This window comes from Rhodopila sp. (assembly GCF_965276935.1).
Lineage (GTDB): Bacteria > Pseudomonadota > Alphaproteobacteria > Acetobacterales > Acetobacteraceae > Rhodopila.
Window position 1 is genome coordinate 1978286 of record NZ_CBDIBS010000004.1, and the last position, 16145, is coordinate 1994430.

The 16145-nt window shown below is 62.5% G+C and carries 11 protein-coding genes; 8 read left to right on the plus strand and 3 right to left on the minus strand.

Annotation, left to right across the window (positions count from 1 at the left end):
- The first annotated feature begins 3 nt into the window (after window positions 1-3).
- The 3 genes from ACQY4S_RS25530 to ACQY4S_RS25540 all read left to right on the plus strand — a co-directional run bounded on the left by ACQY4S_RS25530 (window position 4) and on the right by ACQY4S_RS25540 (window position 4787).
- Window positions 4-1512 carry a Ppx/GppA family phosphatase gene (locus ACQY4S_RS25530; protein ID WP_428487977.1) on the plus strand — a complete coding sequence of 503 codons (1509 nt, stop codon included), beginning with the start codon at window positions 4-6 and terminating at the stop codon, window positions 1510-1512.
- 148 nt (window positions 1513-1660) lie between these two features.
- Window positions 1661-2470, plus strand: coding sequence for an enoyl-CoA hydratase (locus ACQY4S_RS25535; protein WP_428487978.1), 810 nt, complete (start codon window positions 1661-1663; stop codon window positions 2468-2470).
- 757 nt (window positions 2471-3227) lie between these two features.
- On the plus strand, window positions 3228-4787 hold the full coding sequence (locus tag ACQY4S_RS25540; protein ID WP_428487979.1) for a beta strand repeat-containing protein: 1560 nt from the start codon (window positions 3228-3230) through the stop codon (window positions 4785-4787).
- Between the two features lie 55 nt (window positions 4788-4842).
- On the opposite strand, the gene ACQY4S_RS25545 is transcribed toward ACQY4S_RS25540, so the two are convergent.
- Window positions 4843-5871, minus strand: coding sequence for a class I SAM-dependent methyltransferase (locus tag ACQY4S_RS25545; protein ID WP_428488504.1), 1029 nt, complete (start codon window positions 5869-5871; stop codon window positions 4843-4845).
- Window positions 5872-6084: 213 nt separating this feature from the next.
- The gene (locus tag ACQY4S_RS25550) at window positions 6085-7998 is read right to left on the minus strand and encodes a glycosyltransferase family 2 protein (RefSeq protein WP_428487980.1); all 1914 of its coding nucleotides are present in this window, start codon (window positions 7996-7998) and stop codon (window positions 6085-6087) included.
- A 321-nt stretch (window positions 7999-8319) separates the two neighbouring features.
- Between ACQY4S_RS25550 and ACQY4S_RS25555 the strand changes: the two genes are divergently transcribed.
- The 3 genes from ACQY4S_RS25555 to ACQY4S_RS25565 all read left to right on the plus strand — a co-directional run bounded on the left by ACQY4S_RS25555 (window position 8320) and on the right by ACQY4S_RS25565 (window position 11757).
- Window positions 8320-9060: an SDR family NAD(P)-dependent oxidoreductase gene (locus ACQY4S_RS25555; RefSeq protein ID WP_428487982.1), complete on the plus strand. Its 741-nt coding sequence runs from the start codon at window positions 8320-8322 to the stop codon at window positions 9058-9060.
- Between the two features lie 390 nt (window positions 9061-9450).
- Window positions 9451-10458 carry a hypothetical protein gene (locus tag ACQY4S_RS25560; RefSeq protein WP_428487983.1) on the plus strand — a complete coding sequence of 336 codons (1008 nt, stop codon included), beginning with the start codon at window positions 9451-9453 and terminating at the stop codon, window positions 10456-10458.
- 229 nt (window positions 10459-10687) lie between these two features.
- Window positions 10688-11757, plus strand: a protein-coding gene (locus ACQY4S_RS25565; protein ID WP_428483117.1) for an IS630 family transposase whose coding sequence is annotated in 2 segments (ribosomal slippage) — window positions 10688-11174 and window positions 11174-11757 — 1071 coding nt in all. Because the reading frame shifts where the segments join, the coding sequence is not laid out codon by codon here.
- Between the two features lie 14 nt (window positions 11758-11771).
- Here ACQY4S_RS25565 and ACQY4S_RS25570 read toward each other — a convergent pair.
- Window positions 11772-12728, minus strand: coding sequence for a peptidyl-alpha-hydroxyglycine alpha-amidating lyase family protein (locus tag ACQY4S_RS25570; RefSeq protein WP_428487984.1), 957 nt, complete (start codon window positions 12726-12728; stop codon window positions 11772-11774).
- A gap of 225 nt (window positions 12729-12953) precedes the next feature.
- On the opposite strand from ACQY4S_RS25570, the gene ACQY4S_RS25575 reads away from it, so the two are divergent.
- Together ACQY4S_RS25575 and ACQY4S_RS25580 are read left to right on the plus strand one after the other, a co-directional pair.
- Window positions 12954-14441: a class I adenylate-forming enzyme family protein gene (locus ACQY4S_RS25575; RefSeq protein WP_428487985.1), complete on the plus strand. Its 1488-nt coding sequence runs from the start codon at window positions 12954-12956 to the stop codon at window positions 14439-14441.
- Window positions 14442-14589: 148 nt separating this feature from the next.
- On the plus strand, window positions 14590-16143 hold the full coding sequence (locus ACQY4S_RS25580) for a benzoate-CoA ligase family protein (RefSeq protein ID WP_428487986.1): 1554 nt from the start codon (window positions 14590-14592) through the stop codon (window positions 16141-16143).
- Window positions 16144-16145 lie beyond the last annotated feature (2 nt).

A 16145-nucleotide genomic window follows, 5' to 3' on the forward strand; every position in this document is an offset into this window, starting at 1 on the left:
CCTATGCACTTCATGCCTTCCTTCAATCTGCCTCGCTGCGGCGTCGTCGATCTTGGGTCGAACTCGGTACGGCTGGTGGTTTACGAGGGCCACACCCGTAATCCGATACATATATTTAACGAAAAGGCGGTGCTGCGGCTGGGACGTGGCCTCGATACGACCGGGCGACTGAACGAGGAAGGCGTGCTCCAGGCGCTGACCGTGATGCAACGTTATCATGCCGTGGCACGGGCAATGGGGGCGGAGCCATTTGAAGTTCTGGCGACTGCCGCCGTACGCGATGCGAAAAACGGACCAGCCTTCGTCGCGGCGCTGCAGGAGCGAATGCCGGATGTGCCGATCACTGTTCTTTCCGGGCTGGAGGAAGCTGCGTTCTCGGCCGACGGCATGCTGTGCGGCATTCCGTCCGCCGACGGCGTCCTGGCTGATATCGGCGGCGGTTCCCTAGAGGTCGTGCGGCTGATCAATGGCGTACGTGGCTTGTCGCAGACCCTGCCTCTGGGAATACTCCGCCTGGTGGAGCGATCTGGAGGTGACACGATACAAGCGCGGGCGGTAACCGATGCGGAGATGCGGGCGGTTCCCTGGTTGGGAGAAGCGTCCGGCAGCGACCTGTATTTGGTCGGCGGTGCGTTCCGCGCGCTGGCGCGCATTCACATGGCGCAGACCGCCTATCCGCTGAATATGGTGCATCACTACACGATCGGCTGGGAGGAAGCGCGGGAGCTGACCAGCCTGATCTCCACCGCCAGCCGCAAGGTGCTCGAGCGGCTACCGGCCGTGCCGCGCCGAAGAGCGGATGATCTGCCGTTTGCCGCCGTGGTACTACGGCGGCTGTTGCGGCTGACGAAGGTGCGCCGGGTCGTCTTCAGTGCCAGCGGCCTGCGGGAAGGCTGGTTCATGCGCCGAATGCCGGCTGAAATTCGTGACCAGGACCCGTTGCTGTCCGCGGCGCGCGATATGGCGGCCAGACACGGTCGCGACTCTGATCTGCCGCCGGCCCTGCTGGACTGGATCGCGCCTCTGTTTCCCGCGGAATCCCCCGACGCGTCCCGACTGCGGGAGGCAACGTGCTGGATGTCGGACATTGGCAGCCATGACCATCCAGAGTTTCGATCGGAGCAGGCGTTCCTGCGGGTCTTCCGCCAACCTGGCATCGGACTGGATCACCATACTCGGGCGTTTCTGGCATTGGCCGTGGCAATCCGTTACGAGGCCGAGGCAGATGCCGCTTTCCTCCGTCCAGCGCGCCTGTTGCTGGGCGACGCAACGGCCGCTCGCGCCGAGATCCTCGGGGTTGCGCTGCGGCTGGCTTACACCTTGTCGGCTGGCACGCGGGATCTGCTGACGGCGACGCGGCTGCGCATTCAAGCTGGCCAACTGACGCTGCTGCTGCGCGGGAACAGCGGCGTGTTTGCCGGAGAGAGCGTGATCCACCGGCTTGGGCGGCTGGCTCTGCTGCTAGGTCTGGAGCCGGTGGTTGAACCGGAGCTGCCGCAGGCAGCCGAGTGATTTACAAGCTTTCCAGGCATGCCGCGTCGGCTGTGCGGGATGTCGTGCTGGCGGCATTTCGGCCGGTTGTCGCCGCCAATGGCTTGAGCAATGCTGGCTGGCGACCGACTCCCGCCGCGTCGCCCCGATCCTTGCAAGGAGACTCGTCATGAACGCGCGCATCAGCGTCCCAGTCGCGACCGAGAATATGCTGGCCGAGATCGACGGGGCGATCGGTTGGATAACCTTCAACAAGCCGTCCCGGCGCAATGCCGTATCACTGGACATGTGGCAGTCCATTCCCAGCATCCTTGACCGGTTCGAGCAGGATCCGGCGGTGCGGGTGATCGTGCTGAAAGGCGCTGGGGACCAGGCGTTCGTTTCGGGTGCTGACATTTCTCAGTTCGAGAAAGCCCGCTCGTCCGAGGCGGGCAACGCGCACTATGACCAGGTGAGCGGGCTGGCCAGCGAGCGGCTGATCGCCTGCGGCAAGCCGACGATCGCGATGATCCGCGGCTGGTGCATTGGTGGCGGACTGGCCATCGCGGTAGGATGTGATCTGCGCATCGCCACCGATACGGCAAGATTTGGCATCCCCGCCGCCCGATTGGGGCTGGGTTACGGTGCATCCGGGGTAAAGAAGCTCATGGACCTCGTCGGACCCGCCTTCACCAAGGAGATCTTCTTCACCGCTCGGCATTTCTCAGCGACCGAGGCCGAGGCGATGGGGCTGGTGAACAGGATCGTGGCTGATACGGCACTGGAAGACCTTACGCGGCACTATTGCGCGACGATCGGCGAGAATGCGCCGATGACGATGCACGCGCTGAAGCGGACGGTGGATGAACTGGTGCGCGGCGAGAAAGCGGACATGGCGGCCTGCGAACGTCTGGTGAAGGCGTGCTTCGACAGTCAGGACTACATCGAGGGGCGGCGCGCGTTCATGGAGAAGCGGCGGCCTCTGTTCCGCGGGATTTGACCGTCGTCCGGCCATTTGGTGCTTGCCGATCGACCTGACCGTCGGTTGCGCGAGATCATCCAACCGACGGAAGCGTGAAGCCTGAAAGCGTGCATGATGCGGCAAGCGATTTGTGATGCTGCCATGGCTGACCATGTTCAGCAGCCGTTGAGGTGGCTGGCAATTCCGTACCAGCGGCGAGTACCGCGCCGGCGTAGGATCTGTCACCGCTGCGGCCATTACCAAGCAGACTCGTGACACAGCGAGCATTCAGCACTTCTTTCGCAACGACTGGCATGTAGCGAAGTCGTGGCGAGGGTATGTGGTGTCTGGCGTGGTCCTGGAGCGTATCGATCGTTGTGCAAGACGATTGGATTGAGCTAGGACAATTCGATATCACTGTTTGCGGTGCCGAATGCCAACGATACGGTCCTTGTCCCCTGTCGGACTGTCGTTTCGAACGGTTCTTATAGTTCAATAATGTTGCGTTTGGTGACCTCATGTTGTTGGGTCCAATTGCGCTTCTATTCGGAAAATGCGTGCTGAATTATGGCTTTTTGCAAATACGCAAGACTACGTTAATAGTCCGTTAACGGAACATTTGATCTTGTCAACAGTGACGGATTGTATATGTTGCGCCTGCTCAGAGGCCAACCACCATCAGCTCGGCACCGTGACGTAAGCTGCAATCCAGACTTGATAACCATTGCACGTCGAGGTGTGGAATGGTGCCGGATGACGGTTTGCATCGTGGTCAAGTGTATAGACGGAGAACAAGATGCCAGTAACAGTTCCTGGGTCGCCCGCGACCGGCAGTCCAAACGTCACGCTGTCAATGGGAACGGGCGACGTTCTACATTTGGCGCAGCAGATCAGCAATCTTCTGTCTACCGAGCAAAGCACCGGCAACCTGAGCGTGTCATCGGTCTCGGGTAGCAGCACCACGCTTCCCGCGGCGCCGGTTGTTCCGGGCACCACGACCGAATTGCTGATCCAGTCTTCCAGCCCGATCAACGCGGTCATACCGGCCGGCTACAACTACGTCCTGCCGATTGGGCCGGGTGGCGACACGCTGACCGGGAGCAACGTTGACATCATTGCCGGCACGATCGGCGGCACGTTCTACGTATCCGGGGCGAGCACGGTCGCGCCGCTCGGCGGCAACAACACCGTCGCCGCCAGCGGCAACTACGTGCTGTCCTTCAGCGCGGGCAACAACGTGGTGATAGCCGACGGAGCCGGCACCGTCGCGACGGACAGCGGGACCAGCACGGTCGTGGCCTCGAACCTGACTGGTTCGGCCAACTTGATCGAGTCCAACGGCACTGGCGACTTCATTGCCGCGACCTACGGCACCAACACCGTGAACGCAACCGGGTCCGGCGTCAGGATCCTCGGCGGCGCCGGCGCCTTGTTCTCCAACGTTTCCGGCAGCGGTGCGATTGTCTCCACGGGACAGACCAATGCGGCAATTGCCATTAGCGGCAGCAATGGGGCCGTGTTCGGTGGCAACGGCCTGTTGCTGGTCGACGACACCGGATCTGGCACCACGGTTGTGGCGGCCACGGGAGCCGCCAGCGTCGTGGCAGCCGGCAGCAACGAACTGATCGTTGGCGGGTCCGGCGGCCTCAACGTAACGGTTTCCGGTGCGAATGACACGATCAGCACGGGAACTGCGCCTTCGACGATCACTGCCAGCAGCAATGCTCTCGTATTTGGCGGTTCTGCCGCCCTCACCTTCGTCGGCGGAGCGGGTACCGCGACAGTGGTCGGCGGCTCGGGCGGATCCGAGCAGATCACGGGTGGTGCCGGCGGCGTGTTATTCTCGGCCGATCAATCCAACACCGGCACGTTTACAAACGGCTCGGGAACCTCCACCATCTTTGGCGGATCGGGTAGCGTCACGAACTTCAATTCTAGCCTTGGTGGCGGCATACTTGTTGCATTTGGTGGAAACGAAACGTTGAATGCCGCGGGCTCCACCACCGCGGCAACCTTGTCTGGCGGAAACATCCCCGGCAGCCAAGCCGACCTGATCGGTGGTTCTGGCCCGAATGTGCTGTTTGCCGGCGTCGGCTCCGACACCTTCACCGGTGGCGGAAGTTCCGATACGTTTGCCTTCTTCGCCTCGGCCACGAGCGGCGGCCAGGATGCCATCACCGACTTCAATGCCAGTGACTCACTTTTTCTGTTAGGCTACGACTCGACAAAATCCGCGGTTGGCACGAACGCGAGCGGGCATGTCACCCTCACCCTGTCAGACTCGACGACGATCACCTTCACCAACCTGACCGACACCACGGCGCTGAACGGCCACTATCTCTTCGGCAACCAGTAGGCCTTAAGTCTTCAATGCGGAACTGGAAGGCCTCGGGTTACACCCGGGGCCTTCTTCATTCAGGCGGCCGGCGAACTTTCCGCCAGATCGATCTAACCGGCGTCAGCATCGCCCGCAGCCAGCGAAGCGTCTCCGCCATCTCCTGCATCCGGCTGTCCTGCTCCGCCAACTTGTCCAGGAGATCTTGATAGGTCGTATCAGGCTGACCAGCGGTCGGTTCGGACCGGGCGACAGGCGGCAGTATGAAATCGATCTGCTCCCGGGTTTCCGTCAACTGACGAAGCAACAATGCCTGGCGACGCATCCGTAGATCCGCCGAAGCGTCTGCCAGACCTTTTGTTTGGCGCAGGGACACGAAGAACTCGAAGTTTTCCGGTCCCTCGAGCGTCTCGACGCGCCAGTCGGTCAGACCCATCGCCCGCAGTTCCAGCATCACCAACTCGAACCCAGCCGGGGTGAACTGCGAAGCATGGAAGTCCTGGTACGGTCCGTCGCCGGATTTCTGGAAAGACGCCACCGTGTCGGCCGCGGCCTGGAAAGATTCCTGCAGCGCCGGAGCATCGATGGGACGAGGCCCCCACGCGATCTGTCCATCCATCGTGGCCGAATAGGCCATGTGGTTATACACTGTCTTGAGACTGTGCCGGCTTAAGCCACGCTGCCACGCATCGAGCAGGTCTCCCGTGGTCGTCCAGGATTTGAAGCAGTCAAAGCAATAGCGCCGATCGGGGAGAGCCACGGACAAGCAGCCTCCCGGCCGGACCAGACGGCTTGCTGACTGCAGGAATCCGATCAGATCCGGAAAGTGTTCCAGGACATGACTCGCGATGATGGTGTCGACCTTGCCGAGAAGCGTCGCCGGTACCGCTTCATGCAGCGGCCCGCTGGTCCATATTGTGTCAACCTCCTCGATCTGGTTGATGTCAACGGCAGCCGTTGCATACTTCCTGCGGAGATTGTCCCTGGAGTCGTGATCAACGACATGGGTCCGCCATCCATCGAACTTCGGCGCGACCGGATTGTAGCCTGCTCCAACCTCGATAATAAGGTGCGAACGGTCCGTGGTTCGCAGCAGGCGCGTCATTCTATTCACGTGGCAAATCTCCATGCTGATGCCGAAGCACGCGGCGTTACCAATGTTGGCGGCATCGTGATTCTCCGGACAATCATCCTGCTGTGGAGGACTCGCAATGGGCTCCGCCAAGCCGATGTCCCGCGGATCGGGGCGGTGGTGAACCCAAGCGCGGCTTCGGCTATGCGACGGTTCTTGCCCAGCGTGGCGAAGCGTCAAGCCCAATCATCCGCGATGTCGAAACAGCCCACGCAGGGAGGCGAACAGGAGAATTCGGTAGCGCATGATGAAGCGTGCAAAGGGCGGAACGCGGAGAGCCGGTAGAAACAGGAACTGAAGCGGCACGCGCCGGATCGTTGACAAGTGGCCGGTGATGAACGCCAGATTGTCGAACGCGGCCTTCTGCTGATCCTTTCTGCCTTTCAGCACCGCCTTCCGAAGCTCTGACACCATGTCCCGGAAGAAGCGTGGCGCGATGAAATCGCGAACGAAATAGTTTTCCATGTCATGATCGTCTGAAAACCGCTGGATCAGCGTGCGGGCATAAATCGCGCGGCTGACCGCCATCCGCGGCGAATACGAAGTGCTGGACTTGTAGATGCGCCACTTGGACAGCGCCTGGGGGATATAGGTGTTGTCAAAACCGGCCTGAAACAGCCGCAGGAACAGATCGTCGTCCTCATAACCTGACAGCCGCTCGTCAAATCCGCCCACGCTCAGGAATGCCTTGCGAGAGATCAGTGAAGCGGATGGCAGAATGAACATGTCCTCCTTCAGGCAAAAACGAAGCTCGCGCTTGGGATGCGTGGTAGCCAATGTCCCGAGATAGCCGCGGGTAATGATCTCTCCTGTCTCGCTGATCTTGTCGAGTTCGCTGTAGGTCCAGCCAAGCTCGATGCCGCGTGTCTCATGGAACGGCTTGACCAGCGTGGCCAGATGATTGGGATACCAGGCGTCGTCCTGGTCTAGAAAAGCGATCAGGTCGCCATGGGCATGGTCGACCCCGACGTTCCGCGCCGACGACTGGCCGCCATTCGGCTTTCTGACAAGGCGTATTGGATGGTGCCGCGCCATCTCGGTCACGATATCCGGCCCGTCATCCGTCGAGCCATCGTCCACGACAATCAGTTCATCTGGCAACAACGTCTGGCCGATCACGCTCTGAATAGCTTCCCGGATGAACCGAGCGCCATTGTACAGCGGGATGACCGCCGTGATGAGCAATTCCTCCCGCAGCGGATAGGGTTTCGGCTCGGGAGAGATATGCGCCTCAAGGAACGCGATGTCCTGAAGGCAGGCTTCTATCGCCTGCGCATCGCCAGCACGCAGGGCTTTCCGGGTTTCCTCCACCACCTGGCGCAAGAAGCGTGGCGCGATCAGGTCGCGGGCGTAGTAGCGGTTGAAGACGGGTTGGTCAGGAAAGCAGCGTAGCAGCTTGCGTGCGTAGAGCATGCGGCTTTTGGCCATGCGGGGGGTATAGGACGAACTCGTGGAGTTCATCCGCCAGCGCCCCAGCGGCTCATTGATGTAGACGTTCTTGTATCCAGCCACGAACAGCCTGACGAAAAGGTCGTCATCCTCGTAGCCGATCAGATTTTCGTCGAAGCCGCCGACCGCATCGAAGGCCGAGCGGGAAATCATTGACGCGGAAGGCAGGATGAACATGTCCTCGCCGAGACATTTCTCCAGGTCTGTCTTGGGATGTTCGGCGGACCCACCAGACAGAAGGGACCTGATCCTTAATCTGTTGTCCTCGGTGATCTCGTCGAGATTGCTGTAGGTCCAACCAAGCGTCGCCGTATTGTCCTCCTGAAACGGACGCGAAAGTTCCCGCAGGTGGTGCGGATACCAGGCGTCGTCCTGATCCAGCAGTGCGATCAGCGTCCCTTGCGCGTGGCGGATGCCGAAGTTTCGCGCCGACGACTGCCCACCATTCGGCTTGTGCAGGTGGCGCAGCGGCTGCTGCGCCGCATAGCGCGCGACGATCGCCGGCCCCTCATCGGTCGAGCCGTCATCAATGACGATGACTTCAATCGGCTTGATGCTTTGGGCAAAAACGCTATCAAGCGCGTGAGTGATGAAACGCGCTCCATTATAGAGCGGAATGATCACTGATATAGATAGATTACCCGTACTCATGGTTGTATATTTATCATGCACTTCCCGTTAGCCCAACCAGTTTAGCGTCGCGAGTCGAGATTTGAAGTCGATCTTCGGGCTCGTTCGCGACCCGCGGTGGACCGAAGGTCCGGTCATCAACAGCGGGTCGGCCCATAATGAAGACGCGCCGTTGCGAAGATGGCCTTCATGCAACTGCCTCTCGGCTGGAAGACGACTCTGTGATATATGCCAAACGGGCGGTGCCAATTCAACGTTGATCAAGGCGCCCGCGGGAGCCGCGGTAACAAGATGGAAGTTCCTGGATCACCGCAGCGTATGACGCTACCGCGGATGCCCTCGATGCGGCTGGATGGTCGCCGCGCATTGGTGACCGGCGCCGGCCGGGGGATTGGGTTGGCTGCCGCGGCGGCGCTGGCCTCCGCCGGCGCGCATGTCACGTTGGTTGCGCGGACTGGGTCGGAGATAACCCAGGCGGCCGCGGACATCCGAGCCGAGGGCGGCCAAGCCTCGGCGCTGGTGCTGGATGTCACCGAGCTGATCGCTGTGCGCGCCGCTGTGGACGTGACCGATCCATTCGATATCCTGGTCAATAACGCCGGAACCAATCGGCCCCGCACATTCCTGGAGGTGACGGAGGACGACTATGACACGATCTCCAACCTTAACCAGAAGGCGGCCTACTTCGTGGCGCAAGCAGTGGCGCGGCGCATGGCCGCCACCGGGCGGGGTGGATCAATCATCCACGTGTCGTCTCAGATGGGGCATGTCGGAGGGCAGAATCGCACCGTGTACTGCATGACGAAGCATGGGATTGAGGGACTGACCAAGGCCATGGCGATCGACCTGGCGCCGTATGGGATCAGGGTGAATTCGATTGGGCCGACCTTTGTTGATACGCCGTTGACCAGACCCTTCTTCACCAACCCCGCCTTTCGCGACGACGTCCTGCGCCGCATCAAGCTTGGCCGCCTTGCTACCGTGGAGGATCTGATGGGCGCGGTGGTGTTGCTGGCGGGAGACGCGGCGGCGATGATAACAGGCACGGCGTTGATGGTGGATGGTGGATGGACGGCGGAGTAGGATTGCCGCAGCGGGTAAGCGGTTCACCGTAAAAGAGCGCTGATAAATACCTGGGCTATATGAGATCTGCCGCGGCCCCGGCTGCGCCCGCACCGGGGCTGCGTGCCAGACCTCTCAGCTGCGCATGGCACGCGGTGACGCGTGCTCAGCACGTGGCTGAGTTGAGCCGCGACGGCGAATACACCAGGTTGTCCAATTTACTTGTGTCCGAACAGGTCGTTCCTTGGATTAGTCGCACATGCCCGGACCGCTCCCGCGTTCGGTCTCCAGAGCAACTTGCTGTCTTTAACGAAAATCTTTCCGGCCCGGGTTCGGGACGCTTCGGTATCAACAGACGCTACCAACCGGCGCGGCATTGCGCCGCACTTCCGCACCGGGCATAACTCCGCCATGGACTTGCTTCGCAAGGTCGCGCTCAGAATCCCGCAGGTGCGGCGGGTTCGAGATCAGCGCGAAACGCTGCGCGAGGAGCGTGACAAGCTGGCGGCGCGTCTGGCCGCAGTCACGCAGCCGAACAGCCCGTTTTACCATTACAACGCTATGTTTGATCCACAGGAAGTCATACGCCGCCACGCAGCGTCGGGATTGAAGGGCGTGCCCGGCTACCTCACAAACTTTCTTGGCGTGCTCATTGATCCGAAATTCTTCCCGACTGTTCTCCAGGGGCAGGCTGGCAAGGTCGAGGGTATCCCCATCCCGGCGAACTGGCACGCCGACATCGCGGAATGGGGAACCGCACTACGATCAATTGACCTGGCACGTGGCAGCTTCACTGTCGCGGAGCTCGGCTGCGGCTGGGGCTGCTGGATGAACAATACCGGGGTTGCGGCGCGGCGTGCCGGGCTGGATGTCCATCTGATCGGTATTGAGGGCGACGAAGGACATATCGGCTTTGCCCGCGAGTCCTGTGCAGCCAACGGCTTTGCGCCAGGCCAGGTGACTTTGCGTCGCGGGATCGCGGCGCCGGCCCACGGTATTGCGTTGTTTCCCCGCCAGCAACAAGCCGGCGTGCAGTGGGGGCTGGAGCCGATCTTCAACGCTACAGCGGAACAATGCCATTCGGCCGCGCAATCCGGAGAATACGACGAGTTGCCGATGATCCCGCTGGCGGACGTAGTGGCGTCGCACCCCCGAATCGATCTGCTGCACGTAGACATCCAGGGCGGCGAGGCCGATCTTATTGCCAACTGTCTGCCGGTCTTGCGGGAGCGGGTTGCCTACCTGCTGGTGGGAACCCATTCCCGGCAAATCGAAGGCCGTATCATGCACATGCTACTGGTGGCGGGATGGATGCTGGAGCTGGAGCGCCCGGCCATCTTCTCGCTCGATGACGGCCGCCCGCGGATCGTCGTTGACGGCGTGCAGGGCTGGCGGAACGCCAACCTCACCTCACTTTAACAAGCAGCGGATCGTCCCGAACAAGGTTCAGCGACATGATCCGCTTACGAAACCTTAATGCCATTTCAGTTCCTTCTTGAGGTCAGGCACAAAGACGACTGGCGTTCTTGAAACTGTGGATGGTGAAGTGAACTTATACCAACCGACAAATGAGCTGACTCGTACGTGATTTCCGCCGGCTCGGGGCGTTGTGGTGGTTTGGTCCAGCTTGATGACGGGTGGAACAGCCATGACGATACAGATCACGCGACGGGAGCACGATGCCGGCGCACTGCGCTGGCAGGCCGGCCGCACAACCGAGGCGCCGGTGGCGCGGCGACTTCTGGCGCTGGCGCTGGTGCTGGAAGGTCATAACCGGACGGATGCCGCGAACACCTGCGGGATGGACCGGCAAACGCTGCGCGACTGGGTAATCCGCTATAACGAGCACGGCATTGCGGGTCTATCAGACCGTCCGCATGGCGGCGGGGCGGCGGCAAAACTGTCTGTCGAGGAGACGGCGCAACTGGCGATCTGGGTTGGCAAAAAGCCGACTGTTGCTGAAGATGGCGTCGTGCGTTGGCGGTTGTGCGACCTGCGGGAGCGGATCCTGGCGCGCTTCTTTGTCCTGATGGATGAGCGCAGCGTCGGGCGGATTCTGTCGGCATTGGGGTTCAGCCACATCTCGGTTCGGCCGCGTCATCCCAAGGCGGATGCCGAAGCGCAGCAGGCGCATAAAAAAACTTTGCCGAACTGGTCGCGGCTGCCATTCCGCCGGCCGCGCACGGCAAGCCGATCGAGCTTTGGTGGCAGGACGAAGCCCGCGTTGGTCAACAAGGCAGCCTGACCCGCATCTGGGCGGAACGCGGCAGCCGCCCCACAGCACCGCGGGATCAGCGTTACCACTGGGCCTACCTGTTCGGCGCGGTCTGCCCGGCGCGGGGCGTCGGGGCTGGGCTCGTGCTGCCGCACGCCAACGTCCACGCGATGAACCTGCACCTGCAGGAAATCAGCACCCAGGTCGCCGAAGGTGCGTTCGCCGTGCTGACGCTGGACGGCGCCGGATGGCACCAGACGGGCGACCGCTTGGAGGTGCCCGAGAATATCGGGCTGTTGCACCTGCCGCCCTACTCGCCGGAGTTGAACCCCGTCGAGAACGTCTGGGAATTCCTGCGACAGAACGACCTCAGCAACCGCGTCTACGCAACCTCTGAAGCGATCATCGACGCATGCTGCGTGGCTTGGAACAAACTCATCGCCGCACCAGAGCGTATCCGATCAATCGCCACACGGGACTGGGCAAAAACGGTCACCTCATGAGTCGTTTGGTATTACTACCCCAGCTTCCGGAACTTCCGCAGCGACCGGAGATTGTCCGGCCGAGGTTCATTGGGAAAGGTCTGCGGCCAGTTGGTCCAGGACACCTCGCCCACATAGATATCGCCGCGGCTGTCGACCGACAGGCCGTGCGGCGATAGGAATTGGTCCGGCCCAAGGCCAGGGCCAAGGCCACCCAGCCGAGCTAGCCGCTTGCCGGTGTTGTCGACGATGGAGACGCGCGGGCCGAGGTTCGGCGTGTTGCGGTTGACTGGCTGAACCGGACCGAGTTCGCCAATGTAGCAGATCGGACATTTCCCCGCCGGCATGAACAGGCCGCACGGCCGGTGCAGGTTGTTCCATTGCGTCTCATACCGGCCGTTGCCGTCGAACACCTGCACCCGGTGGTTCTCCCGGTCGGCGACGTAGACCCAGCCGTCGGCGTCGCAGGTGATGTTGTGCACCAGGTTGAACTCGCCAGGGTCGGTGCCTGGGCCGCCCCATGACATCAGCAACCGTCCATCGGGCGCATACTTGTGGACCCGGGCGTTGCCGTAACCGTCCGAGACGTAAATGTCACCGTTCGGCGCCATGGCGGTGTGGGTGCAGCGGTGGAACGGCTCGCCGCTCATGAACGGGGCGGGCTTGCCGGAGATGCCGAGGGTCAGCAGAATTTTTCCGTCCAAGGTGCAGTGCCGCACGGTGTGGTCACCGTCGTCGGTCAGCCACAGGGTCTGATCGGGGGCGACGAAGATGCCGTGCGCGCGGGGAAAGACGCCCTCGCCCCAGGCGCGGAGGAAGTTGCCGTCGCGGTCGAACACGATCACCGGGTGCTCGCCGCGGTTGAAGACGTAGACGTTGTCCTGGCTGTCCACGCCAATGCCGCCGATCTCCTTGAACGACCAGCCTGGCGGCATTGTGCCCCAGTTTTCCACCGGTTCGTAGATGTAGTCGCCGCTTCCCAAGGTGACCATGGCGTTCCCCCGCTCTTCTGGACGCGGTGAGCCTGCCACGGTCCATCGGAATCCGCCAGTCCGACGGCGACCGGTTCGGGCCTTGCCGTCGTCGATCCAGGGGCGAACGATCCGGCAACGGAAAAACCGATTGCGCAAGAAACTATCTTCGTTGATCAAAGCGGCGATGGCGCCGGAACTTCCACCTAGCGGCATCGGACACAAGGGCCGCGATGAGGATGGCGCATGGCATATCGGAATTTCGATCCAGGCTTGGCTGGCGGGCAAGACTCCACCTGCCGGTGCCTCGGGCGGTACGCGCGCCGGCGGCCGGCGGCGATCGCGGTCGAGCATCGCGGCGTCCGCGTGACCTATCAGGATCTCGCGGCGCATGTCCTGGCCGTCATGGATGACCTGACCGCGGCCGGCGTCAGGCGTGGCCAGGTCCTTGGCGTGGAACTGGGCGACCGTCTCCTGCACCTGCTGATCCTGCTGGCGGCCGAGGCGTTGGGCGTCCCCACCCTGTCCCTGACGCTGTCGGAACTCGGGCCGCCCGCCCACCTGGACCGGCTGTGCGCCCGGATCATCGTTTCGCATCCGCTACCGGCGTCGGCAGCGGACAAGCGGCTCGCGGCGCCGCTCGATTGGCTGACGGATGTCAGGGATCGGCCGGTGAAAGAAGATCGGCTCGATGAACTCGATTATTCGCCGGAACCGGACGCCATGGTGCGCCTCATCAAGTCATCCGGCACCACGGGCGTGCCCAAGGTCATGGGCATGATACAGCGCGTTCAGCAAGGCGTGATCCAGAAGGCCATGCTGCATGCGCCGGACTGGGTCACGTCACACCCTGACTATCTCTGCCTCTACAACTTCGCGGTCCGCGCCTCGCACGCGCGGGCGCTGTTAACCTTGCAGCTCGGCGGAACAATCCATCTGACCGGAGCGGACGTCATGTTCGACCTGATCGCCGCCGGCGTCGGCAACTATGCGATGTTCGTGGCGGGAGACCTGGAACGTTGCATGCGAGCGGCGCCGCATGGCGGCCCGTTCAGGCTTTACCTCGACGTCATCGGCGCCGCCGTTCCGCCACGGCTCCGGCAGGAGGCGCGGGCGAGACTGACCGAGCATATGGTGGTCACCTACAGTTCCAACGAGGTGAACCGCATATCGATCGTGGATGCGGACGATGTCGGCACCCTGTTTCCGGATGTCCGCGTCAGGATCGTGGACGAACACGGCAAGCCGATGCCGATGGGCCAACCGGGCCTGATACGGGTCAGGACCGATACGATGACGGACGGCTACCTCGACGCGCCGGAGCTGACGCGGTCGGTGTTCGTCAACGGCTGGTTTCACACCAGCGATGTCGGTTTTCAGCCATCCAAGGGCAAGCTGGTCGTGCTCGGCCGAGCCGACGACATGCTGAATATCGGTGGACTGAAGATCGCGCCTGGCCCGATCGAGCAGCGCCTGAAGGCGATTGACGGCATTCATGATGCCTTGGTGACCAGTATCGACGATCACCTGGAGACGCGGGTCATGCTGGTGGCCATCGAAACGACAGCGGATGCCGACCGGGCGAACCTCGTACGGCTTGTGACGCCGATCATCCGGGCGCAGGTGACCTATTTTCAGCTTGTGGTGTTGCCGGCGTTCCCACGCACGGAAACCGGCAAGGTCCGGCGCGAGGCGGTCAAGGAACTCTATCGCCGGCAAGCTGCGATCCTGTAAGACCGGAATGGTGACAACAGGCTCTTTCGGACGCCGGCAACATGCAATATAGTGCATGTGCGCCGGTAACAGGCGCAGGCTGCCGGGCCTCGACGCGCGCTGGTCCAACCTGCGTTTAGGCCCCGTAAGCTGATGGTATGAGGAACAGATGGAAAACGGCAACGCGGTCGACTGGTTCGTTGATCGGCATCCCCAGGATGGCGGCGGCGAGCGGCTGGCGTTCCAGGACCCCTGGCGGTTGCTGACCTACCGGCAGCTTCAGTTGGCAAGCAGCCGCTTCGCCGGCGCCTTGCGGCGCGCCGGGATCGAGCGGGAACGCCGCCTTGTACTGTTGCTGCAGGATACCATCGACTTCCCCATCGCCTTCTGGGGTGCGCTCCGGGCCGGGGTCATCCCGGTGCCGATCAACACGCTGCTGACGCCGGAGACGGTGGGCTTCATCCTGACGGATTGCAGAGCCGACGCGGTGGTGGCGTCCGCGCCGGTAGCGGAGGCGGTGGGCGATGCGCTGCGGAACGCGGCCGGGATCCGGTCCATCATCGTGTCACAGCCCGACGGGTCCGACCCGGCGCTGACGGATGGCCGCGCGATGGCGTTTGAAGCCTTCCTGGCGAGTGGTGATCCGGATACGCCGGCGGCTGAAGCATCGTCTGACGAGGTTGCCTTCTGGCTGTATTCCTCTGGCTCCACCGGCGCGCCCAAGGGCGTGCGGCACGTCCACGGCAGCCTGCACGTCACGGCGGAAACGTATGGCGCCAAGGTGCTGGGGATCGGGCCGGACGATGTGATGTATTCCGCCGCCAAGGCGTTCCACGCCTATGGCCTGGGCAACAGCCTGACCTTTCCGCTGTCGGTCGGCGCGTCCGCCGTGCTGTTGCCGGATCGGCCGACGCCCGATGCCGTGCTGGCGGTCATGCGGACCTATAATCCCACCCTGTTCGGCGGCGTCCCGACGTTGTACGCAGGGTTGCTCGCCAACCCCTACTTGATGGCCGGTGCCGGATCAGACCGGCTGCGGCGCTGCATCTCGGCCGGCGAGGCGCTGCCGGCGGAGATCGGGCGGCGCTGGCGGTCGCTGGTCGGCGTCGACATCCTGGATGGCATCGGCTCGACCGAGATGCTGCATATCTTCATCAGCAACCGCCCCGACGATGTTCGCTACGGCACCAGCGGCAAGCCGGTCCCTGGCTATGAGGCGCGCGTCATCGATGAACACGACCGTCCGGCGCGGCATGGCGAAACCGGTGAGCTTGTCGTGCGCGGCGACAGCTCGGCCGAGGGTTACTGGAACCGGCGTGCCCGCTCGCGGCGCACCTTCCAGGGCGAATGGACCTATACCGGCGATACCTACACCCGCGATGCCGATGGCTATTTCCGCTTCTGCGGCCGCAGTGACGAGATGCTGAAGGTCAGCGGCGTCTGGGTATCGCCGTTCGACGTCGAGGAGGCGCTGATTTCCCACCCCGCCGTGCTGGAAGCCGCGGTGATCGGGCGGCAGGACCGCGATGGCCTGACCAAGCCAAAGGCGTTCGTGATCCTGATGGACGGCGCGCACGATCGGGACGCGCTGACGCCGCTGCTGCAGGCGCATGTGAAGGCGCAGGTGGGGGTATGGAAATACCCGCGATGGATCGAATACGTCGACAGCCTGCCGAAAACCACCACCGGCAAGATCCAGCGCTTCCGCCTGAGGGAGGTCTGATG

What these genes read in the sequence shown, in the direction of transcription:
- ACQY4S_RS25530 (WP_428487977.1), top strand. Translation starts at nt 4, where the DNA reads ATGCACTTCATGCCTTCCTTCAATCTGCCTCGCTGCGGCGTCGTCGAT.
- ACQY4S_RS25535 (WP_428487978.1), top strand. Translation starts at nt 1,661, where the DNA reads ATGAACGCGCGCATCAGCGTCCCAGTCGCGACCGAGAATATGCTGGCC.
- ACQY4S_RS25540 (WP_428487979.1), top strand. Translation starts at nt 3,228, where the DNA reads ATGCCAGTAACAGTTCCTGGGTCGCCCGCGACCGGCAGTCCAAACGTC.
- ACQY4S_RS25545 (WP_428488504.1), bottom strand. Translation starts at nt 5,871, where the DNA reads ATGACGCGCCTGCTGCGAACCACGGACCGTTCGCACCTTATTATCGAG.
- ACQY4S_RS25550 (WP_428487980.1), bottom strand. Translation starts at nt 7,998, where the DNA reads ATGAGTACGGGTAATCTATCTATATCAGTGATCATTCCGCTCTATAAT.
- ACQY4S_RS25555 (WP_428487982.1), top strand. Translation starts at nt 8,320, where the DNA reads ATGCGGCTGGATGGTCGCCGCGCATTGGTGACCGGCGCCGGCCGGGGG.
- ACQY4S_RS25560 (WP_428487983.1), top strand. Translation starts at nt 9,451, where the DNA reads ATGGACTTGCTTCGCAAGGTCGCGCTCAGAATCCCGCAGGTGCGGCGG.
- ACQY4S_RS25570 (WP_428487984.1), bottom strand. Translation starts at nt 12,728, where the DNA reads ATGGTCACCTTGGGAAGCGGCGACTACATCTACGAACCGGTGGAAAAC.
- ACQY4S_RS25575 (WP_428487985.1), top strand. Translation starts at nt 12,954, where the DNA reads ATGGCATATCGGAATTTCGATCCAGGCTTGGCTGGCGGGCAAGACTCC.
- ACQY4S_RS25580 (WP_428487986.1), top strand. Translation starts at nt 14,590, where the DNA reads ATGGAAAACGGCAACGCGGTCGACTGGTTCGTTGATCGGCATCCCCAG.